Origin of the sequence: Bifidobacterium saguinibicoloris (genome assembly GCF_019331725.1) — a bacterium.
In the GTDB taxonomy this organism is placed as follows: domain Bacteria; phylum Actinomycetota; class Actinomycetes; order Actinomycetales; family Bifidobacteriaceae; genus Bifidobacterium; species Bifidobacterium saguinibicoloris.
In genome coordinates this window covers 66,549-87,013 of record NZ_JAHBBF010000011.1, presented here as the reverse complement: position 1 = coordinate 87,013, position 20,465 = coordinate 66,549, and the positions used below count along the sequence as shown (strand labels likewise).

General features: G+C 67.0%; 16 protein-coding genes and 1 tRNA gene. 13 read left to right on the top strand and 4 right to left on the bottom strand.

The genetic code is table 11. From position 1 onward, the window contains the following. The first annotated feature begins 4 nt into the window (after positions 1–4). The 3 genes from atpD (at position 5) to nucS (ending at position 2,829) form a co-directional block, all read left to right on the top strand. Positions 5–1,492 (top strand): F0F1 ATP synthase subunit beta, encoded by a 1,488-nt coding sequence (gene atpD, locus KIH78_RS07895; protein ID WP_214314460.1) that lies wholly within the window; start codon positions 5–7, stop codon positions 1,490–1,492. After that, positions 1,492–1,788 (top strand): F0F1 ATP synthase subunit epsilon, encoded by a 297-nt coding sequence (locus KIH78_RS07890; protein WP_214314458.1) that lies wholly within the window; start codon positions 1,492–1,494, stop codon positions 1,786–1,788. Before atpD ends, KIH78_RS07890 begins: the two co-directional genes overlap by 1 nt. Positions 1,789–2,070: 282 nt before the next feature. After that, positions 2,071–2,829: an endonuclease NucS gene (gene nucS / locus KIH78_RS07885; protein WP_214314456.1), complete on the top strand. Its 759-nt coding sequence runs from the start codon at positions 2,071–2,073 to the stop codon at positions 2,827–2,829. A 74-nt stretch (positions 2,830–2,903) separates the two neighbouring features. Here the strand turns inward: nucS and KIH78_RS07880 are convergent, their stop codons facing one another. Then, positions 2,904–3,893, bottom strand: coding sequence for an FKBP-type peptidyl-prolyl cis-trans isomerase (locus tag KIH78_RS07880; protein WP_214314454.1), 990 nt, complete (start codon positions 3,891–3,893; stop codon positions 2,904–2,906). An 84-nt stretch (positions 3,894–3,977) separates the two neighbouring features. Here KIH78_RS07880 and KIH78_RS07875 point away from each other — a divergent pair, with 84 nt between their 5' ends. The 3 genes from KIH78_RS07875 (at position 3,978) to KIH78_RS07865 (ending at position 7,277) form a co-directional block, all read left to right on the top strand. Beyond that, positions 3,978–5,075 (top strand): hypothetical protein, encoded by a 1,098-nt coding sequence (locus tag KIH78_RS07875; protein ID WP_219131912.1) that lies wholly within the window; start codon positions 3,978–3,980, stop codon positions 5,073–5,075. After that, the gene (locus KIH78_RS07870) at positions 5,072–6,097 is read left to right on the top strand and encodes a DUF8094 domain-containing protein (protein ID WP_420830140.1); all 1,026 of its coding nucleotides are present in this window, start codon (positions 5,072–5,074) and stop codon (positions 6,095–6,097) included. Before KIH78_RS07875 ends, KIH78_RS07870 begins: the two co-directional genes overlap by 4 nt. Positions 6,098–6,296: 199 nt before the next feature. Beyond that, positions 6,297–7,277, top strand: a complete 981-nt coding sequence (locus KIH78_RS07865) for a co-chaperone YbbN (protein WP_219131911.1) — start codon at positions 6,297–6,299, stop codon at positions 7,275–7,277. 73 nt (positions 7,278–7,350) lie between these two features. Here the strand turns inward: KIH78_RS07865 and KIH78_RS07860 are convergent, their stop codons facing one another. Continuing rightward, on the bottom strand, positions 7,351–7,977 hold the full coding sequence (locus tag KIH78_RS07860) for a CYTH domain-containing protein (RefSeq protein ID WP_214314450.1): 627 nt from the start codon (positions 7,975–7,977) through the stop codon (positions 7,351–7,353). Between the two features lie 146 nt (positions 7,978–8,123). On the opposite strand from KIH78_RS07860, the gene KIH78_RS07855 reads away from it, so the two are divergent. From KIH78_RS07855 to KIH78_RS07830, 6 genes are all read left to right on the top strand, one after another. Then, positions 8,124–8,199: transfer RNA gene (locus tag KIH78_RS07855), tRNA-Arg, on the top strand. A gap of 745 nt (positions 8,200–8,944) precedes the next feature. Further along, positions 8,945–9,967: a glycerophosphodiester phosphodiesterase family protein gene (locus tag KIH78_RS07850; RefSeq protein ID WP_219131910.1), complete on the top strand. Its 1,023-nt coding sequence runs from the start codon at positions 8,945–8,947 to the stop codon at positions 9,965–9,967. Between the two features lie 193 nt (positions 9,968–10,160). Continuing rightward, positions 10,161–10,550: a Rid family detoxifying hydrolase gene (locus tag KIH78_RS07845; RefSeq protein ID WP_163197027.1), complete on the top strand. Its 390-nt coding sequence runs from the start codon at positions 10,161–10,163 to the stop codon at positions 10,548–10,550. A 408-nt stretch (positions 10,551–10,958) separates the two neighbouring features. Further along, entirely contained in the window at positions 10,959–12,374 is a 1,416-nt protein-coding gene (locus KIH78_RS07840) for an amino acid permease (RefSeq protein ID WP_219131925.1), read from the top strand. A 259-nt stretch (positions 12,375–12,633) separates the two neighbouring features. Further along, positions 12,634–14,490 (top strand): arginine--tRNA ligase, encoded by a 1,857-nt coding sequence (argS, locus tag KIH78_RS07835; protein ID WP_219131909.1) that lies wholly within the window; start codon positions 12,634–12,636, stop codon positions 14,488–14,490. A gap of 17 nt (positions 14,491–14,507) precedes the next feature. Continuing rightward, positions 14,508–16,283 carry a diaminopimelate decarboxylase family protein gene (locus tag KIH78_RS07830; RefSeq protein WP_219131908.1) on the top strand — a complete coding sequence of 592 codons (1,776 nt, stop codon included), beginning with the start codon at positions 14,508–14,510 and terminating at the stop codon, positions 16,281–16,283. A 164-nt stretch (positions 16,284–16,447) separates the two neighbouring features. Here KIH78_RS07830 and KIH78_RS07825 read toward each other — a convergent pair whose 3' ends face one another. After that, complete coding sequence (locus KIH78_RS07825) at positions 16,448–16,969, bottom strand: PTS sugar transporter subunit IIA (RefSeq protein ID WP_219131907.1); 522 nt, start codon at positions 16,967–16,969, stop codon at positions 16,448–16,450. A 174-nt stretch (positions 16,970–17,143) separates the two neighbouring features. Next, positions 17,144–18,682, bottom strand: coding sequence for an N-acetylglucosamine-specific PTS transporter subunit IIBC (nagE, locus tag KIH78_RS07820; protein ID WP_219131906.1), 1,539 nt, complete (start codon positions 18,680–18,682; stop codon positions 17,144–17,146). A 404-nt stretch (positions 18,683–19,086) separates the two neighbouring features. On the opposite strand from nagE, the gene KIH78_RS07815 reads away from it, so the two are divergent. Further along, positions 19,087–20,403 (top strand): homoserine dehydrogenase, encoded by a 1,317-nt coding sequence (locus KIH78_RS07815; RefSeq protein ID WP_214314438.1) that lies wholly within the window; start codon positions 19,087–19,089, stop codon positions 20,401–20,403. Positions 20,404–20,465: the final 62 nt, after the last annotated feature.

Genomic DNA, 20,465 nt, shown 5'->3' with positions numbered 1-20,465 from the left:
CACTATGGCTGCAAACCAGACCACTGCGGCTTCCGAGACCAACGGCGAGCCGATTCACGGACGCGTCACCCGTGTCCAGGGCTCGGTCATCGACGTTGAGTTCCCGGCGGGCCACATGCCCGACATCTACAACGCCCTGCATGTGACCATCGTCAACACGGGCGCCAAGGAGGAGGGCGAGGCCAAGGCCACCGAAATCACCCTCGAGGTCGAACAGCACCTCGGCGACTCCACCGTGCGCTGCGTCGCCCTGAAGCCGACCGACGGCCTCGTGCGCGGCGCCGCCGTGTACGACACCGGCTCCTCGATCTCCGTGCCGGTCGGCGACGTGACCCTCGGCCACGTCTTCGACGTCTCCGGCAACATCCTCAACAAGAAGCCGGAGGAGAAGATCACCGTCAAGGAGCGTTGGCCCATCCACCGCAACCCGCCGGCCTTCGACCAGCTGGAGTCCAAGACCCAGATGTTCGAGACGGGCATCAAGGTCATCGACCTTCTGACCCCGTACGTGCAGGGCGGCAAGATCGGTCTGTTCGGCGGCGCAGGCGTCGGCAAGACCGTGCTTATCCAGGAGATGATTCAGCGCGTGGCGCAGAACCACGGCGGCGTCTCCGTGTTCGCCGGCGTCGGCGAACGCACCCGTGAGGGCAACGACCTCATCGGCGAGATGGGCGAGGCCGGCGTTCTGCAGAAGACCGCACTGGTCTTCGGCCAGATGGACGAGCAGCCGGGCACCCGTCTGCGCGTGCCGCTGACCGCTCTGACCATGGCCGAGTACTTCCGCGACGTGCAGAACCAGGACGTGCTGCTGTTCATCGACAACATCTTCCGCTTCACGCAGGCCGGTTCCGAGGTGTCCACGCTGCTGGGCCGCATGCCTTCCGCCGTGGGCTACCAGCCGAACCTGGCCGACGAGATGGGCGCCCTCCAGGAGCGCATCACCTCCACGCGAGGCCACTCCATCACCTCGCTGCAGGCCATCTACGTGCCGGCCGACGATTACACCGACCCGGCCCCGGCCACGACCTTCGCCCACCTCGATGCGACCACCGAGCTGTCCCGCGACATCGCGTCCAAGGGCATCTACCCGGCCGTGGACCCGCTGAGCTCCACCTCGCGAATCCTCGATCCGCGCTACGTGGGCCAGGCCCACTACGAGTGCGCCAACCGCGTCAAGGCGATCCTGCAGCGCAACAAGGAACTGCAGGACATCATCGCCCTGATCGGTATCGACGAGCTCTCCGAAGAGGACAAGACCACCGTCAACCGCGCCCGTAAGATCGAGCAGTTCCTCGGCCAGAACTTCTACGTGGCCGAGAAGTTCACCGGTCGCCCGGGCTCCTACGTGCCGGCCGACGAGACCATCGAGGCCTTCACCCGCATCTGCGACGGCGTGTACGACGACGTCCCGGAGCAGGCGTTCTCCGGCATCGGCGGCATCGACGACCTCGAGGAGAAGTGGCACAACATGCAGAAGGAACTGGGTGCGTGATGGCTGGATCGGACAAGACCACGATGCAGGTCAACATCGTCGCCGCCGACCACCCCGTGTGGCACGGCGAGGCGAAGAGCGTGACCATCCCCGCCTATGAGGGCGGCATGGGCATCCTGCCGAACCATGAGCCGGTGCTCACGGTCATCAAGCAGGGCACGGTCACCGTGGTTGAACCCGATGAGGCCCGCCACATGTTCGAAGTGACCGACGGATTCATCTCCTTCGATTCGAACAAGCTCACCGTGGCCGTCGAGCGCGGCCGCGACGTGCAGTACTCCTCCGCGGAGCAGTGACCTCTCGCATCGTCAGGACCCCGATCGCACTTGGTGCGGTCGGGGTCCTCGCGTATGTGAGCGGGGCTCGTTGTCCGGGAATTGTTGTGCTGCGGATACCTCAGCGCAAAGTTTCCCGGGGGTTTGGGATGCCGTCCGGGATTTGTTGCGCGGGGAGTTAGTCAGTGCAAAGTTTCCCGGAGGTGGATCGGGGCTTCCGGGTTTCCTTGTGCTGGGGTTGGTTCAGCGCAAGGATTCCCGGAAGATGCGTCGGGTGCAGTGCATGCGGTACAGTGGCTCGCTATGCGCATCCTCGTCGCCGATTGCTCCGCCGTGTACTCCGGCCGTCTCAACGCCTCCCTGCCGCCCGCCAAGCGCGTGCTGCTCGTCAAGGCGGACAACAGCCTGCTTATCTTCTCCGAACTCGGCTCGTACAAGCCGCTCAACTGGATGAGCGCCCCCTGCACCATCAGGGAGACCGACCTGGACCCCGCGTCCGATGCCGTTGCCGATGACGCCGCCACGTCGTCGTCCGGCGACCCCGACCCCTCCGACGCCTCCGACGAACCGCGCCCCGTCAAACGCCTGCGCGTCACCGCCGACAAGACCTCCGACGTGCTCGACGTGACCATCACCCACGTCTACTCCGACCAGACCTTCGACCTCGGCCAGGATCCCGGCCTCGTCAAGGACGGCGTGGAGGACCACCTCCAGCACTACCTCGCCGAACAGATCGAACGCATCGGCGACGGCGCGAAGCTCGTGCGCCGCGAATACCCCACCGCCATCGGCCCAGTCGACATCATGGCCGTCAACGCCGAAGGCGAACACGTCGCCATCGAAATCAAACGCCACGGCGGCATCGACGGCGTCGAACAGCTCACGCGATACTGTGAGCTCCTCAACCGCGACCCGCTCCTCGCCCCCGTCCACGGCATCTTCGCCGCGCAGACCATCACTCCGCAGGCACGCGTCCTCGCCGAGGACCGCGGCTTCACCTGCCTCATCCTCGACTACGAGGAGATGAAGGGTACCGAAGACGACGCCCTGCGCCTGTTTTGATATACGAAAAGGGCGCCTCCCGACGGGAGGCGCCCTTTTCGTATATCGCGGCGCAGTGACCGCATACGTACCGATCAGTACGCGGCCAGGATATCCACCACGAACACCAGCGTGCTGTTCGCCGGGATCGACCCCTGCGCCGTGGAGCCGTAGCCCTTGTCCGGCGGGATGATGAGCAGCACCTGCGAGCCCACCGTCTGGCCCTTGAGGCCCTCCTGCCAGCCGGTGATCACGCCGTGGTCGCCGCCCGAATACAGGTCCGCGTCGATCGTGGTGTTCTTGTCCCACGAGGAGTCGAACTGCGTGCCGTCCGTCAGCCAGCCCGTGTACTTGACCACCACGGTGTTCTTGTCCGTGGTCTCGGCGCCCGTGCCCTTCACCAGGGTCTGCGCCACCAGCGACGTCGCCGCCTTCTGCCCGTTCATGTCGATGGACGGCTTGCCGTTCTTCGCGCGCGTCACCTTCGGCAGGTCCGCCGGCACGTCCTTGACCACCTCGCCGGTGGCCTTCGTCAGGTCCCTGGAACGCGACACCAGCGTGTACGCGATGACGTACGATGTGCCGCTGCTGTTCGCGTCGTTCACGCCGAACGCGATCGTCGAGTTGACCTTCAGGCCCACCATCTTCTGGTACGGCGGGATCTGCTTGAGGTTCGCGTCGGTGAGCTGGATCGAGCAGTCCGGGGTGTTCTTCTCCCAGGAGCTCATCAGCTCGCTGCCGTCCTTCACGTTCACGGCCACGCCCTGGGCGCAGATGCGGTCGCCCTTCTTGATGACGGCGCCGTCGCCCTGCTGCAGCACGGCGTACGTGTTGTTCTGCACGGTCATCGGCGTGGTGGCGAGCTTGATCGACGGCTTCTGACCGAGCGTGCCGGACGCGGACACGCCGGTCATCTCGTCCATCTTCGTGGACGAATCGGACGACTGCGAGGAGCTGGACGACGACTTCTTCGTGTCCTTCGAACCGGAGTCGCCGCCGCACGCGGCGAGCGTCACGCACATGGCCAGCGAACAGGCGACGGCCATTGCGGAACGGAATACGGAAAGCTTGGTGGTATTGCGCATGACACACACCCTAGCCGCAGGCATGGCCCTGATTTCGGCGGATTGGAGCCGCTTTCAGGCGGGGATTGTAGAATGGCCCGTATTATGAGTGCTGAAGAACGCAGGAACGCAACCCCCACCGACGCCGCGCGCCGGGCGCGACGTCACGCCGTGGTCATGCGCGGCGTGGTCACGCCGCTGTTCGGCCTGCTCGCCGTCGCGGCGTTCGCCGTGGGCGCGCTGAACGCCACGATATGGCAGCCGAGCCGCGTCATCGACGCGACGGCGGCCGTCACCGGCTCCCGATACGTCCTGACCGACCCGGACGTGCTGGGTCTCGTCGACGACAACGTCAAGGTCGCCGTGCAGGCGAAGGGCGGCGACGACGTATGCGTCGCCCTCGCCTCCGCCAAGGACGCCGCCGGATGGCTGTCCGGCGCGTCCTACACGCGACTGACCGGACTGTCCGACTGGTCGACGTTCGCCGTCGCGAAGGAGAAGTCCGGCACGAAGGCGCAGACCAGCGACGCCGACGTCGCGTTCAAGGACTCCGACATGTGGCGCAAGGTCGCGTGCGGCGCCGGAAAGGCCACGCTCACCGCGAAGGCGACGTCCGAACACGACGTCGCGCTCGTCGACCTCGGCGCCGCCGGCGCCTCCGGCACCGTCTCGTTCACCTGGACGCGTCAGACGCTGCCCGACTACGCCACCCCCATGTACTTCATCGGCGGACTGCTGGCCGTGCTGGCCGTACTGACCGCCACCGTGTTCGCCATGCCGCCCCACAAGCGCCGCAAGCGCATCGTCGAAAGTTCCGGCGCCACGCAGGCCGAAGCGCAGGCGGAACAGGAGGAGGTGAGCTTCGGCGAGGCCGTTGCCGGATCGCTCGGCGGCATCAAACCCAGCTTCGCGCCGAAGGGACGTCGCCGCCGCAGGCACGCCGCCGGCGCCAACCCGCCGCAGCCGGTCGGCGACCAGCCGGTCGTCGTCGATCCGGGCGCACGCAACCTCGTCGCGGACGCGGCTGGCACGAACCAGCCGGCCGGAGACGCAGGCGCGTCGGCCGCCTACGACGACGCGGAAGCCACGTCGGTCATCTCGACGGACGAACTCCAGGCGTACTTCGCACGCCTCGCGCAGGAGGTCGGCGACGGCGACACGAACGACACGACGAACGGGGACGAGGAAGGAGCGAACCGATGAGAAGGACCAACGCAACGGCCGTCATGGCCAAAGCCGTCGCCGTCATGCTGTCGGCGGGCATGCTCGTCGCGCTCGCCGGATGCGAGGGCCAGGTGCCCAAGCCGACTCCCGTCTCCTCCTCCGAACAGACGCCCGACCTCACGCAGGCGCAGGAGAAGAAGATTCGCGGCTCCATCCTCAAGGTCATCGACGCCGCCAACCAGTCGAAGAGCACCGACGGGCTGGACGCAAGACTCACCGGACCGCAGCTCGACGTGCGCTCCAGCGAGATCGCCATCGCGCAGGCCACCGGCAACCTCGACGCGAAGGCCACCATCCCCAGCGACATCACCCAGACCGTCATCCCCGTGGACGACGGCTGGCCGCGCACCGTATACAGCATCACCACCACCACCGAGGACCAGCAGAGCAAGCGCCTGCTCGTCATGACGCAGGACTCCGCCCGCCAGAACTACAAGCTGTGGGGCGTGGCCCGCCTCTTCCAAGGTGCCGAACTGCCCAAGTTCGAAGTGCCTGACCTTGGCACCGAAATGGGCGCCGCCAACGACGGCAAGCTCGTCACCACGCCCGAACGGGCTGTGCAGTGGTACGCCGACCTGCTCAACAACGGCGACTCCAGCAAGTACAAGGACAAGTTCGCCGACGACCTGTTCCGGCAGGACCTCCAGACGCTCAGCGCCACCGTGCAGCAGGGCATGGAGGCCAACAAGGGCACGCAGCAGCAGGAGTTCACCGTGCCCAAAGACCAGATCAAGGTGATGCGCTCCCCGGACGGCGCCGACCTCGTGGTGGCGCGCATCGACTCCGTATGGACGCGCCAGGCCGGCGAGGGGCGCGAGTCGCTGCCCGCCTCCGACGCGGAGAAGGCCCTGTTCGGCGATGGCACGGCCACCAGCACTATGAAGGTGACGTACGTGAACGTCATCGCCCTGGTGGTGCCGCGCGCCGACGCCAAGGGCGCCGCCGCGAAGATCACCGCCGTGGGGGCGGAACGCCAGCCGATCAAGGTGGAGGCGCTGTAGGCCTCGCCGGGACCGTGCCGTGGGGCGCCGTGCCGCGCGTCGCAGGGTGCGTGTTCGTGGACGGCGATACGCCGCCCGACATCTTCGATGCCGCCGCTAAGATGAGTGGCGGCATCGTTGTATAGGCCGCCGTATAGGCGGGCGCGCGGGTGCACGCACGGACGTGCGTGGCGATACGCGCGGAAGTTGGAGGCATGACATGGCAGATCAGCCGAAGTTCAATCCCGGAGTGTCCCTGGCGGGAGCCGTCGACCTGGAGGCCTTGAGCCATCAGGTGAAGGCCGAACCCGGTCAGACGGGCGGCGCGCCCGCGGCCGGCGGATACGTCATCGACACCACTGAGAACACGTTCCAGGCGATGGTGCAGACCTCCGCCACGTTCCCGATCCTGCTGTTCCTGTGGATCCCCACCGACGACCGCCTCTTCCCGATGGCGCGGTTCCTGGCCGACGCGGTCAACGCGATGAACGGCCAGATCCAGATGTCCCGCATCGACATCTCCGCCTACCCGTCCATCGGACAGGCGCTGCAGGTGAAGGGCGCGCCGGCGCTGTTCGCGCTCGTCGGCGGCCGCCCCATGCCGCTGCTCGAAGGCCTGCCCACCGACGACGAGCTCACCCAGATCAAAGAGCAGGTGCTGCCGAAGATCGTGAACCTCGCCGCCCAGTCCGGCGTGACCGGCACCGCGCCGTATTCCGGCGACCCGGACGCCGCGGGCGGTGCGGGTGATGGAGGTGCCGCGGGTGCCGGTGCCGGTGCCGACGTGGTGCCGCCGGAGCATCAGGAGGCCCATCAGCTGGCCCAGGCCGGCGACTACGCCGGCGCGGCCGCGGCCTACGCGAAGGTGCTCGAATCCGATCCGTCCGACGCCGTGGCCGCCCGCGAGCGTGCCAAGGCGCTGCTGCTGGCCCGTTCCGGCTCCGCCGACGTGCGCGAGGTGCGCGCGGCCGCGGCCGACCGCCCGGACGACGTGGAGGCGCAGCTCGCCGTGGCCGACATCGACATGATCGGCGGTCAGATTCAGGACGCGTTCGACCGTCTGCTCGATTTCGTGGCCGCCGGGCACAAGGCCGACATCGAGCCGGTGCGCAAGCGCCTGCTTGAATACTTCGCCATCCCCGAGCCGACCGACGCGCGGCTGTCCGCGGCGCGCCGCCGCCTTGCCACGCTCATGTACTGACGTTCATGCGCTGATGGATATGTGCTGACGGAGACGGATTTGCGCCGATTGGCCGTGGCCTTCGCCGCGGCCGCTACTCCATGCGGTTGCGGCCGAAGTACGGCTGGAAATGCGGGCCCTGGACGGCGAGCTCGCGTTCGAACTCGTCCTGCCATTCGGAGTACGGCCTGCCGGCCAGTCCGTCATTGTTGAACCGCGGCTGGTCGGTGATCTCCGTCACGCAGAACTTCGGGATCGTGAGGTTCGTCACCGGGGTGGCGCGTTCCGCCTCGGCGACGACGAGCGGCGCGTTCGCCCCGCCGAACACGTCCACGCTCCAACCGTCCTCGGCGATCCACACGGAATACCGGTTCTTGACGACCAGCGCACCTCCGCGCCGCACGAGCTCCACGGCGATGCGCGTATCGATGGCATGCTCCGATTCATACCGGGTGCCGCCCACGGACGGCCCCTTCACGGTGACGTACGCCTCCGAGAACCGCTCCTCGTATGCTTCGAGCACGGCGTACGGGTCCAGATCCGGGGTCATGTCGAGCCGCACGTCGCGCAGCAGCAGCCGGACGCGCAGCGCATAGTTGTCGGTGTGCACGTAGTAGCTCTGCAGGATAAGGGTGGGGTTGTCGCCGTCGTCGTATTCGGCGGGCATCTCGCGGCAGAAGAACCGGCGCTCGTATTCGAATTCGTTCACAGGCTCGGACATAACCCCAGTGTAGCGCCCGACACCCGCGGATTGCCGGAATTCCGGCCCGGGACGGCCATTTCGCGTGGTGCGGACGTGCATGGAACGCGAACGTGGTGTACAGTGGGGGAGTTGCGTTCCGCGTCGTGTGCGCGTGTGCGTGGCATGGGTCCGTAGCTCAGTGGATAGAGCGTCTGTCTCCGGAACAGAAGGTCGAGGGTTCGATCCCCTTTGGGCCCACCAACAAGCCCGCTTCTCCGATCATCGGAGAAGCGGGCTTCGTCGTACTGGAAATTCACGGTTTTGCACCACCGTTTCGAGATAATGGCGTCTTCGCGTGGACGATGGCACAGATACGTGTCGCCATTTTGCCATTACAAGGATTTTCGGCAAATGCCGACTGCGGATTTGCCATCATACGCGAGAGGAAGGGCAAACCAGGGAATCGTGGCACGGTCCGTATATGGCGCCATCTTGAGGAATCGTTGATATTCCAATGGTTTTGTGGTGCAACGCAATATCCTCATGAACGGGTCGGCGTCATGCCGTGTCGGCATTTGATGATTCTGGTCGATATGGCATGATGCCGACGCGATAATCTGCCATCATTTCGCTTGCGATCCCAACTTTTTGCAAATGCTGGTACACCCAGCGCCGAACCGCTGGTGTCGAATGCCTTGCCGGGATTGCCGAGGAGCTTTGTACCGGTGTCCGCGCCGAGTCCCGCGCTGCACCCCGCCCCGGGACAATGCGTGTACGTATCCACGCATCGCATTCGCGGCATCGTCCACAAGGATTCATGCGTCCTGACGGTCATCGTTTCGCCGCAGTCATCCTTACGGCGGAGGCACCCTGATTTTTCCCTGAGGCGACCATGGGAAGACCATGAAAACGCACCGTCGCCCCACCTTCGCACACCCATAATGAGGGCAGTGAAGACGATGAGGCCCGGTCGGAAAGACCGGGCCGTGTGGTTTGGAGGTGTGTGATGACGAATCGGCGGTGGAATCGCAATGCCGGGATCGGGGCGTGGCCCGGCTCGGGAGACGGCGCCGGGACGCAGACCGCAACGCGGACCGGCACCCGAAGGCTGCTCGCGCAGCTGGTCATCCTCATGGTGTCCCTGTCGCTCGTCGCCGGCGTGGCCGTGGCCGCGAACCTGCGCCGGCGCGAACGCGACGGAATCGGCATCATCAGCGGCCCGGCCGCAGAAGCCGATACGGGCCGATGGCGCGTGCGCCCGCTCGCCATCGTGCATCGCGGCGACGATTCCGCACCCGAGAACTCGCTGCACGCCATCGCGAACGCGGGCGCGCGCGGCGCCGACTACGCCGAAATCGACGTGCGCCTCACCCGGGACGGCGTCCCCGTCGTCTTCCACGACGGACGCACCGGACGCCTCTCCGCCGACGGACTCGACCTGCGCGTCTCCGCACTGACGTCGGCCGAACTGCAGCACATGCGCATGAGCCAATACGGCGAGACGTTCCACGTGCCTACGCTGGCCGAGGCCATCGAGGCGGCGAAGCACTCCTCCGACCATCTGGGACTGCTGCTGCACCTCAAAAGCGACCCGCGGCATCCGGCCCGTCTCGACGACGCGGTGATGGCGCAGGTCGAGGACCGGCGTTTCGCCGACCGTGCGATGTTCATGTCCACGTTCGACGAGGACATCGAGATCGTCCACCGGCGTCACCCCGACTGGACCGTCGGCAAGTGCGTGAGCCCGAAGGGCCGTCCGCGCGTCGAATGGCCGCGCGACGCGAGTTTCGTCGTGATGCGCGGCGACCGCATCGACGCGCGCGTCATTGCGCACGCCCGGCACGACGGCGTTCCCGTGTTCGCCGGCGTGAGCGACGACTACCGCAAGGGCAACGAATGCCTGCGTCTCGGCGCCGACGGCATCCTCGGCGGCGATACCCGGCGCGTGCTCGGCACCGTCGACCGTCACGCGGTCGACCTGCCGTCCCGCGGCGTCGAACCGGACGCCGCGACGCCGTGGCGACGGTGACGGCGTGCGGGAGCGTACGCCGCGCGATGGGCGTGACGTACGACAATGTGGTCATCGGCGGCCGGACCACAACGAACGTACGCTACGCTGTGCGGTAACGCATGGTCCGGAGGCGGCGCCTTCCGCAGGTCGGTCCGCGAGCCGTCCGGGGCAGTGCGTCGCAAACGTATCGTTCTTCGACGAAGGAGCACATATGAGCGAGAAGATGGAAGCGGTCGCGACCTCCGAGGCGCCGGCCGCGCTGGGCGCGTACAGCCAGGCGGTCAAGGCCAACGGCTTCGTGTTCGTGTCCGGCCAGCTGGGCATCGACCCGGAGACCGGCGAACTGGCAGGCGAGACCGCGGGCGAGCAGGCCGCGCAGGCGCTCAAGAACATCAAGCACATCCTCGACACCGCCGGCACCGGCATCGAGCACGTGTGCCGCGCCACCATCTACCTGAAGAACGTCGAGGACTTCAAGGAGGTCGACGCCCGCTACGCCGAGGTGTTCATCGGCTCCGTCAAGCCGGCGCGTGTGGCGTTCGGCGGCAACGACATCCCGAAGGGCGCGCTCGTCGAGATCGACGCGATTGCCGTGCTGTGACGGTCGTGCTGTGACGGTTGTGCTGTGACGGTTGTGCCGTGACGGTCGTACTGTGACGGTTGTGCCGTGACGGTCGTACTGTGACGGTTGTGCTGTGACGGTTGTGCCGTGACGGCCGCGGAAACGCGACGGGATGAAGGCCGGTTCCGGTTTGTCCGGGCCGGCCTTCGTGTGTTTCGACGGTCGTTCCGACGGTCGTTGTGATGGTGCGTTCCGGGTCGTTCCGGTCCGTTCCGGTCCGTCCCGGTCCGTCCCGGGACGGCGTTGGGTATCATACGGTAGTCATCATCCGATGACGTACACGCGATTCCGAAGGAGCCCAGCATGGCCGACGCCGGCAATGGCAACGAAGACAACGGCGGCATGGAGGCCGACGCGGGGAGCGTCGTGGCGGCGGAGACCGGTCCGATGGCCGGTTCGGCGGCTGGCTCGGCGGCCGGCTCCGAAGGGCAGGCCACCGGTCTCGAACGCAAGATGGAATCCCGGCACCTGACGATGATCTCGCTCGGCGGCGTCATCGGCACCGGCCTGTTCGTCAGCTCCGGATACACGATCCACCAGGCCGGACCGCTCGGCGCGATTCTCGCGTACGCGGTCGGCTCGCTGCTCGTCTACTGCGTGATGGTCTCGCTCGGCGAGCTGTCCGTCGCGATGCCGTACGCCGGCAGCTTCCATATGTACGCGAAGCGTTTCATCGGCCCCGGCACCGCGTTCGTCATCGCGATCCTCTACTGGCTCAACTGGGCGGTGGCGCTCGCCAGCGAGTTCACCGCCGCGGGGCTTTTGATGCAGCGATGGTTCCCCGGTTCGCCCACCTGGGTGTGGTCGGCCGTGTTCATCGCGGTGGTGTTCGTGCTCAACATCCTTTCGGTGCGGCTGTATGGCGAGGCCGAGTTCTGGTTCGCCTCGATCAAGGTGTTCGCGATCGTCGCGTTCATCGTGATCGGTCTGTTGGCGATCTTCGGCGCGATGCCGATCGCCGGGTATGATTCCGCGCCGTTGTTCCGTAACTTCTATGCGGATGGTTGGTTCCCGCAAGGTTTCGCGCCGGTCTTCTCGACCCTGCTGACCGTGGTGTTCGCGTTCTCCGGCACCGAGGTGGTGGGTGTCGCCGCCGGCGAGACGAAGGATCCGGGCCGTGCGATTCCGAAGGCCGTGCACACCACGGTGCTGCGTCTCGCGATCTTCTTCATCGGTTCGATCGCCGTGATGGCCGCGTTGATCCCGTGGCACAAGTCTGGTGTGGAGACGAGCCCGTTCGTGCTGGTGTTCCAGTCGATCGGCATGCCGTTCGCCGGCGACGTGATGAACTTCGTGGTGCTCACCGCGGTGCTGTCCGCCGCGAACTCCGGCCTGTACGTGTGCTCGCGCATGGTGTGGTCGCTCGCCAAGGAGCGGCTCATCCCGGCCCGGTTCGCGAAGACCAACTTCCACGGCGTGCCCGTGTGGGCGGTGCTGTTCTCGATGGCCGGTTCGCTGCTCGCGCTGCTCTCCTCGGTGGTGGCCGCCTCGACCGTGTACCTCGTGCTGGTGGCCGTCTCGGGATTGGCCACGCTGGTGGTGTGGTTCTCCGTCTGCGTGTGCCACATCCGGTTCCGGTGCGAATGGGCCGCCGCGGGGCACTCGCCGGACGAACTCGGGTATCGTGCGCCGGGATTCCCGGTGCTGCCGTGGATGGCGATCGTGATGTGCATCGGCGCCCTGGTGCTCGTCATCCTCGACGAAACCCAACGTTCGACGTTGCTCTACATGGTGCCGTTCGTCGCGTTGTGCTACGGCGGCTACCACCTGTTGGAGCGGCGCCGCGGCGATTCGGAGCGGTGAGGTCGGTGGCGTCGCCGGTGGTTTCCGGGTTTTCTTGTGCTGAGGTGTTGTCAGTGCAAGGATTCCCGGGGTCGGGTCGCTCCGTCCGGGATTTGTTGTGCTGAAGTGGTGGCAGTGCAAGGATTCCCGGGATTCTTCGGTAGTGGATGGTCTTACCCGGGATTTGTTGTGCTGAGGTGTTGTCAGTGCAAGGATTCCCGGAAATAGGTACGGAACGGCGGCCGGAACGGAAGTCTGCGCGCCCGGTATCCTTGGAAGAATGAATCCTGAAGCGTTGAGCGAACTCATTTCGCGTATTGCCCACGACCTCGTCGCCGCCGGAAAGGCCGGCGAACTCACCGAAGACCTCATCCCGCCGGTCGCCAAATTCGCCGTCATGCGTCCGAAGGACCGCGCCCACGGCGATTGGGCCTCGAACGCCGCCATGCAGCTCGCCAAGAAGGCCGGCATGAAGCCGCGCGACCTGGCCGAGCTGTTCGCCGCCGAACTCACCGCCGCCGAAGGCATCTCCAAGGTGGAGGTCGCCGGCCCCGGCTTCATCAACATCACCCTCGACTCCGCCTCCGCCGCGGCCATCGTCGACCAGATCCTCGCCGCGCCGAAGACCGAGTCCGACAACGGCGCGTCCGTCTCCGCGTTCGGCCGCAACGGCCACCTCGGCGGCGAGACCCTGAACCTCGAGTTCGTCTCCGCCAACCCGACCGGCCCGATCCACATCGGCGGCACCCGCTGGGCCGCCACCGGCGATTCGATGGCCCGCGTGCTCGAGGCCAACGGCGCCAAGGTGGTGCGCGAATACTACTTCAACGACCACGGCGAGCAGATCAACCGCTTCGCCAAGTCGCTCGTCGCCGCATGGGCCGCGATCAACGACCTCGGTGACAAGGGCTACCAGACCCAGACCCCGTTCGACGGCTACAAGGGTGCGTACATCGGCGAGATCGCCGCCCGCGTCCAGGCCGAAGCCGAGGCCGACGGCGTGGACCTCACCGCCCTGGGCCACGAGGACCAGGGCCTCAACGAGCACGAGGAGCCCATCGGCGAGGCCGATTCCGAGCTGCGCGAGGAGTTCCGCAAGCGTGCCGTGCCGATGATGTTCGACGAGATCCGCAAGTCGATGAAGGACTTCCGCGTGAAGTTCGACGTGTGGTTCCACGAGAACAGCCTCTACCAGGACGGCGAGGTCGACAAGGCCATCGCCGTGCTGCGCGACCGCGGCGACATCTACGAGAAGGACGGCGCCACCTGGTTCGCGTCCACGAACCACGGCGACGACAAGGACCGCGTCATCATCAAGTCCAACGGCGAGTTCGCGTACTTCGCCGCCGACATCGCCTACTACTGGAACAAGCGCCACCGCGCGCAGGACCCGGCGGATGTCGCGATCTACATGCTCGGCGCCGACCACCACGGCTACATCGGCCGCATGATGGCCATGTGCGAGGCGTTCGGCGACAAGCCGGGCGAGAACATGCAGATCCTCATCGGCCAGCTCGTCAACGTGATGAAGGACGGCAGGGCCGTGCGCATGTCCAAGCGCGCCGGCAACGTCGTCACCATCGACGACCTCGTCGACGCGATCGGCGTGGACGCCGCCCGTTACTCGCTGGCCCGCACCGACTACAACTCGCCGGTCGACATCGACCTGGACCTGCTCGCCTCCCACTCCAACGACAACCCGGTGTACTACGTGCAGTACGCGCACGCGCGCTCCTGCAACGTGGACCGCAACGCCGAGGCCGCGAACGTCACCGCCGAGGGCGCCGACCTGTCCCTGCTGGACACCGAGGCCGACGGCGAGGTGCTCGCCGCGCTCGCCCAGTGGCCGGCCGTCGTCAAGGAGGCCGGCGACAAGCGCGCCCCGCATCGCGTGGCCCGCTACCTCGAGGACCTCGCCGCCACCTACCACAAGTGGTACAACGTGGAGCGCGTCGTCCCGATGGACCTCACCGGGCTCGAGGAGCGCGGAACCGAGGCCGAACGTGAGGCGCTGCGCATCGCCAAGGCCCCGGAGCCGGCCCGCGCGGCCGCCCGCCTCAAGCTCAACGACGCCGTGCAGGCCGTCATCGCCTCCGGCCTCGACCTCCTCGGCGTCACTGCCCCGGACAAGATGTGACGGGAGCGCCCACAACCATGGCAATCACCCCGATCTGGCCCGAGGCCAGCGCCGTCGACCCCGTGACCGGCGCGCTCACGTTCCACGGGCGCACCGCCGAATCCCTCCTCGACGAGTTCGGCTCGCCTCTCTACCTCATCGACACCGACGAGGTCACGAACCGCGCCCGCACCTTCGTCAAGGCCGCGGCCGACGCGTTCAACAACTCCACCACGCATGTGAGCTTCGCCGGCAAGGCGTTCCTCTCCAAGGAGGTCGTGCGCCTCGTCACCGCCGCCGGCATGCTCGTCGACACCTGCTCGATGGGGGAGATGCGCATCGCCCTCGCCGCCGGTGCGCCCGGCCGTCGCCTCGTGCTGCACGGCAACAACAAGTCCGACGAGGAGATCGCGCTCGCCATCGAACAGGGCTTCGCGAAGATCGTCGTCGACTCGCCCGACGAGCCGGCCCGCATCGCCGCAATCGCGCACCGCCTCGGCAAGCGCGCCAAGGTGATGCTGCGCGTCACCTCCGGCATCCACGCCGGCGGCCACGAGTACATCTCCACCGCGCACGAGGACCAGAAGTTCGGCGTGCCGCTGCTGCCTGCCGGCGCCGACACGTCCGTCCTCGCCGTGCTCGACGACCTCGCCGACGACCCGTCCGCCGTGACCCCGGCCGCGACCAACGCCCGTCTCGCCGTCCGCCGTGACGCCGCCGCGGCGTCCGTTCCTGCGGAATCGGACGTTTCGCAGGCCGATTCCGCTTCGGTTTCGTCCGATTCTATAGAATCGAGCGGTTCGGCGGCGGTACCGGGCCCCGTTTCGTCCGATTCTATAGAATCGAGCGGTTCGGCGGCGGTGGCGACGGCCGGTACGGGTGCGTCCGAACGCCGGCGCGAGCGCACGCTCCAATACGACGTCAAGTACCCGTACGACCTGAGCCACGAGCAGGTGTCCGAGAAGGACAAGGCGCTTGCCGCCGCGATGACCGCCGTGGCCGACGGCCCCGCGCTCGCCGTGCTCAAGGAGATCCAGAAGCATCAGGACGTGCTCGAGCTGGTCGGCATCCACTCGCACATCGGCTCGAACATCCACGACGCCGACGCGTTCATCCAGGCCGCCAAGCGCATGATGCTCCTGCGGAAGACGTTCTACGCGACCGACGCCTACACGCTGCCCGAGGTCGACCTCGGCGGCGGCTACTCCGTCGCCTACACCGACGGCGAGGATTCGATGGACGTGCGCGTCGAGCTGAAGCGTCTCGCCGATGCGGTCGGTGCCATCAACCGCGCGCTCGGCATGCCGGCGCCCGCAATCAGCTTCGAGCCGGGCCGTTGGATCGTCGCGCCCGCGGGCGTCACGCTGTACCGCGTCGGCACCGTCAAGCCGGTCACGTTGAGCGCGCACGACGGCAAGCAGCCGACCGACCGTGACGGCAACCCGATCGACGAGCGCGTGTACGTGTCCGTCGACGGCGGCATGAGCGACAACATCCGCCCGGCCTTGTACGGCGCCGACTACACGGCCCGCCTCGCGAACCGCGACGGTTCCGCCGAGACGATGCTCGCGCGCGTCGTCGGCATGCACTGCGAGTCCGGCGACATCGTCGTGCACGAGGTGCGCCTGCCCGCCGACACGCATCGCGGCGACGTCCTCGCCGTGCCGGTCACCGGCGCGTACGGACGCACGATGGCCAGCAACTACAACCAGGCGCTCATCCCGGCCGTCGTGGCCGTTTCGGCCGACGGCGCGCATCTGATGCTGCGTCGTCAGACCGTCGACGACCTGCTCGCCCTCGACGTGAGCGAGTGACGCCGTCGGTTCCGTACGTGACATATGCGACTGCGCGACGTGCGGAACGTCGCGGAACCGCCTGAAACGCACGAAAGGCTCCCCGAGGGGAGCCTTTCGTATAGGTGCGTCGCGATGACGGACGCCCGTCCGACGCCGTCGGCGCGTGCGTCCGGAATGTCCGGTTACTTCACGGTCATCGTGCCGACCGTCTGGCCTGCGGCGACGGTGCCGGAGGCGTCGAGGTCGAGCGAGGTGATCGCGTCCGGGTTGGTGAACACGACGATGACGTCAGTGGGCTTGCCGGCGTCCTTGACGGCCTGCACGTCCACGCGTTCGATGGGCTTGCCGGCCGTGACCTGCTGGCCGGCGGCGACGAGCATGTCGAACGGCTCGCCCTTGAGCTGCACCGTGTCGACGCCGATGTGGACGAGCACCTCGACGCCGCCCTCGGTGGTGATGCCGACCGCGTGCTTGGCGTTGGCGACCGTCGTCACCGTGCCGGAGACGGGGGCGACGACCGTGCCGGACGTGGGCGTGACGCCGAATCCGTCGCCGAGGATCTTCGCGGCGAACGTGTCGTCGGGCACCTCCTCGACCGGCTTGTACACGCCGTCCACCGGCGCGACGACGGTCAGCGTCTTCGGGCCGGCCGGGGCTTCGGGCGCGGGCGCGTCCTTATGGAACAGACCCGAGAACAATCCCATGATGATCCTCCTTGACTGATGGGTCGGAACTGATGGGCCGGGCTCGCCGGCCATGGTCCCCACGCTACACCATGAACCGCGGGGAACGTGTCGCGGAAAACCGGCCGCCCGGCCGCGACTGGATGTCTGCGGTCGGGCGGGGCGAGGGTGTGTATGGCGCGGGACGGACGGGCGTCACGCCTTGCGGTGGATTTCCTCCATCGCGTCGCACACCGCCTGCACCTGCGTGCCGACGATGACCTGGATGTTCTTCGCGTCCAGCACCTTCACGCCGGGCACGAGCTTGCGGATCGCGTCCACGTCCACCTTGGAGGTGTCGTTGACGCCCATGCGCAGACGCGTGGTGCAGTTCTCGATGTCCACCACGTTGGCTTTGCCGCCGAGCAGCTCGTACAGCTTCGCGGCGAGCACGGACTCCTTGTCGGCCTTCGCGGCCGCGGCGGCCGGAGCGGCGTCGTCGAGCGCGGCGGAGGAGATCTCCTCGTCGTCATCGCCACGGCCCGGGGTCTTCAGGTTGAACTTCTTGATCATGAAGTCGAACACGAAGTAGTAGATGACCGCGAACACCAGACCCTGGATGATGAGCATCCACGGCAGGTGGGCGCGCGGCACGTTGAGCGAGAGGAACCAGTCGATGAAGCCGGCGGAGAAGTTGAAGCCGGCGATCCACTGGAACGCGGCGGCGATGAACACCGAGAGGGCGGTGAGCAGCGCGTGCACCACGTACAGCGGGAACGCGGCGAACATGAAGGAGAACTCGAGCGGCTCGGTCACGCCGGTGAGGAACGCGGCGAGGCCGCCGGCCAGCATCAGGGAGCCGACCGCCTTGCGCTTCGAGGGCTTGGCGTTGCGGTAGATGGCGAACGCGCCCGCGGGCAGGCCGAACATCATGATCGGGAAGAAGCCGGCCTGGTACATGCCGGTCACGTAGGTGCCCCACGGGTGGAAGCCGCCGGTGGCCAGGACCGCGGCCTCCTTGCCGCTGAGGCCGCCGGTGCCGCTCCAGAACTTGGTGATGTCGTCGATGCCGGCGAGGTTGAACCAGAACACGTTGTTGAGCGCGTGGTGCAGGCCGGTGGGGATGAGCAGACGGTTGAAGAACGCGTAGATGCCCGCGCCCACGGCGCCCATGCCCATGATGGCCTCGCCGAAGGAGACCAGGCCATTGTAGATGAGCGGCCAGACGAACAGCAGGAGCAGCGAGATGACCGACATGATCGCGGCGGTCAGGATCGGCACGCAGCGGCGGCCGGAGAAGAACGCCAGGAAGTCGGGCAGCTTGACCTGATGGAACTTGTTGTACAGCGCGCCGGCGATGCAGCCGACCATGATGCCGAAGAACACGTTCTTGTTGCCGATGGCGCCGGCCGCGAAGGCCGGGTGCTCGGTGGCGACGGTCTCCGCGTCGAAGCCGAGGAACATCGAGGCCGAGCCCATGATCGTGGTGACGGTCATGAAGCCGACGAGGCCGGAGAGCGCCGAGGCGCCGTCCCTGTTCTTCGCCATGCCGATGGCCACGCCCACCGCGAACAGCAGGCCGAGGTTGTCGAGGATCGCGGAGCCGGTCTTGCACAGGTATGCGGAAACCACGTTGTTGCCGCCCCAGCCGCTCGGATCGATCCAGTAGCCGATGCCAAGGAAGAGCGCCGCGGCCGGCAGACATGCCACCGGCAGCATCAGGGCGCGTCCCAGGCGCTGGATATATGCCTTCATTCTTCTTACCTCCCTCATTGCGAGGTTGTCATGAGCGGTGTGTGGGTGTCTCCCGATGCGTCGTCGTCGCCGCATCACTCCGGCCCACCATCGGGCCGTCGCTTTCTCCTGATCCGGTTCCGTGTGGCCGAGCATCGCCGTGGGAACCATGCAGTACCGCTTCACAGGAAAGTGTACGTCAGGTTAAGCGCTTGCGGCAACCAATTCGTTAAGAACGTATGCGGAATTGGGGGCGCCTGGGGGAACCGTTGCAACCGCTGACTGCTACTCGTGGGTCGATTGTCGTCGCGACGGCGTCCGTCCCATATTCGTTAAGAGGCTTATCGTTCGGCGTGTCGAAAAGGTTCCGTAGGATGGGAGGCAGCGACTACCCGCTGAACGGCCGAATGTCAGGAGGAAATCCCGTGGCTACAGACAACACAACCCCGATCCGCGTAGGCCTGCTGGGCGCCGGCACCGTGGGTTCGCAGACCGCCCGCCTCATCGTGGAGCAGAAGGAGGAGCTCGCCGCGCGCGTGGGCCGCCCCATCGAGCTGACCGGCGTGGCCTGCCTCGACCCGAAGGAGACCGAGCGGTTCCCGTGGATCGACCAGTCCATCGTCACCACGGACACCATGCACGTGGCCACCAGCTCCGACATCGTCATCGAGCTCATCGGCGGCACCTCCGTGGCTCGCACGTTCGTGCTCGCCGCCATCGAATCCGGCGCCTCCGTCGTCACCGCCAACAAGGCGCTGCTCGCCAAGTACGGCCCGGAGATCTACGCGGCCGCTGAGGCCAAGGGCGTCGACATCTACTTCGAGGCGGCCGTGGGCGGCGCGATCCCGTTCCTGCGCCCGCTGCGCGAAAGCCTCGTCGGCGACAAGGTGACCAGCATGCTGGGCATCGTCAACGGCACCACCAACTACATTCTCGACGAGATGACCACCAAGGGCCTCCAGTTCGACGACGTCCTCAAGGACGCGCAGGCCAAGGGCTACGCCGAGGCCGACCCCACCGGCGACATCGAGGGCTACGACGCCGCCAACAAGGCCGCCATCATGGCCACGCTCGGCTTCCACACGCCCGTCACCATCGACGACGTCTCGGTCGAGGGCATCACCAAGATCACCGCCGACGACATCGCCGCCGCCACCAACGAGCACAAGGTCATCAAGCTGCTCGCCGTGGTGGAGAACGGCGAGGCCGGCGTCTCCGCGCGCGTCTACCCGGCGCTCCTGCCCGAAAGCCACCCGCTCGCCTCCGTGCACGGCTCCTTCAACGCGATCTTCGTCAAGGCCGAGGCGGCCGACGACCTCATGTTCTACGGCCGTGGCGCCGGCGGCGCGCCCACCGCCTCCGCCGTCGTGGGCGACGTCGTGACGGTGGCCCGCCACATCGCCGCCGGCTGCACCGGCCCGGCCATCCCGCTGTACAAGCAGCTGCCGAAGGCCCCCATCAACGCCAACAAGGCCGCGTTCGCCGTGCGCTTCCTCATCCACGACAAGCCGGGCGTGCTGGCCGCCATCGCCACCGAGTTCGCCAAGCGCGGCGTGTCCATCAACGGCGTCAACCAGGACCTCAAGCCCTCGCTCAAGGCCCCGGGCTACGACGGCGAGGTCCAGCAGCTGCGCCTCGTCACGCACCTGACCGACGAGGTCACCCTGCGCGAGACCGTCCAGGCCGTGCAGCGCCTCGACTCCGTCACCGGCGAGCCGTCCATCCTGCGCGTGCTCGACTGACCGCAACCCGTCCATCCCCCGGCCGCGCACAAGCGGCCGGGGGATTCTTGCAATACGCGCCG

Excerpts from the sequence above, each read along its gene's own strand:
- atpD (WP_214314460.1), top strand. The coding sequence starts at position 5 with ATGGCTGCAAACCAGACCACTGCGGCTTCCGAGACCAACGGCGAGCCG.
- KIH78_RS07890 (WP_214314458.1), top strand. The coding sequence starts at position 1,492 with ATGGCTGGATCGGACAAGACCACGATGCAGGTCAACATCGTCGCCGCC.
- nucS (WP_214314456.1), top strand. The coding sequence starts at position 2,071 with ATGCGCATCCTCGTCGCCGATTGCTCCGCCGTGTACTCCGGCCGTCTC.
- KIH78_RS07880 (WP_214314454.1), bottom strand. The coding sequence starts at position 3,893 with ATGCGCAATACCACCAAGCTTTCCGTATTCCGTTCCGCAATGGCCGTC.
- KIH78_RS07875 (WP_219131912.1), top strand. The coding sequence starts at position 3,978 with ATGAGTGCTGAAGAACGCAGGAACGCAACCCCCACCGACGCCGCGCGC.
- KIH78_RS07870 (WP_420830140.1), top strand. The coding sequence starts at position 5,072 with ATGAGAAGGACCAACGCAACGGCCGTCATGGCCAAAGCCGTCGCCGTC.
- KIH78_RS07865 (WP_219131911.1), top strand. The coding sequence starts at position 6,297 with ATGGCAGATCAGCCGAAGTTCAATCCCGGAGTGTCCCTGGCGGGAGCC.
- KIH78_RS07860 (WP_214314450.1), bottom strand. The coding sequence starts at position 7,977 with ATGTCCGAGCCTGTGAACGAATTCGAATACGAGCGCCGGTTCTTCTGC.
- KIH78_RS07850 (WP_219131910.1), top strand. The coding sequence starts at position 8,945 with ATGACGAATCGGCGGTGGAATCGCAATGCCGGGATCGGGGCGTGGCCC.
- KIH78_RS07845 (WP_163197027.1), top strand. The coding sequence starts at position 10,161 with ATGAGCGAGAAGATGGAAGCGGTCGCGACCTCCGAGGCGCCGGCCGCG.
- KIH78_RS07840 (WP_219131925.1), top strand. The coding sequence starts at position 10,959 with ATGGCCGGTTCGGCGGCTGGCTCGGCGGCCGGCTCCGAAGGGCAGGCC.
- argS (WP_219131909.1), top strand. The coding sequence starts at position 12,634 with ATGAATCCTGAAGCGTTGAGCGAACTCATTTCGCGTATTGCCCACGAC.
- KIH78_RS07830 (WP_219131908.1), top strand. The coding sequence starts at position 14,508 with ATGGCAATCACCCCGATCTGGCCCGAGGCCAGCGCCGTCGACCCCGTG.
- KIH78_RS07825 (WP_219131907.1), bottom strand. The coding sequence starts at position 16,969 with ATGGGATTGTTCTCGGGTCTGTTCCATAAGGACGCGCCCGCGCCCGAA.
- nagE (WP_219131906.1), bottom strand. The coding sequence starts at position 18,682 with ATGAAGGCATATATCCAGCGCCTGGGACGCGCCCTGATGCTGCCGGTG.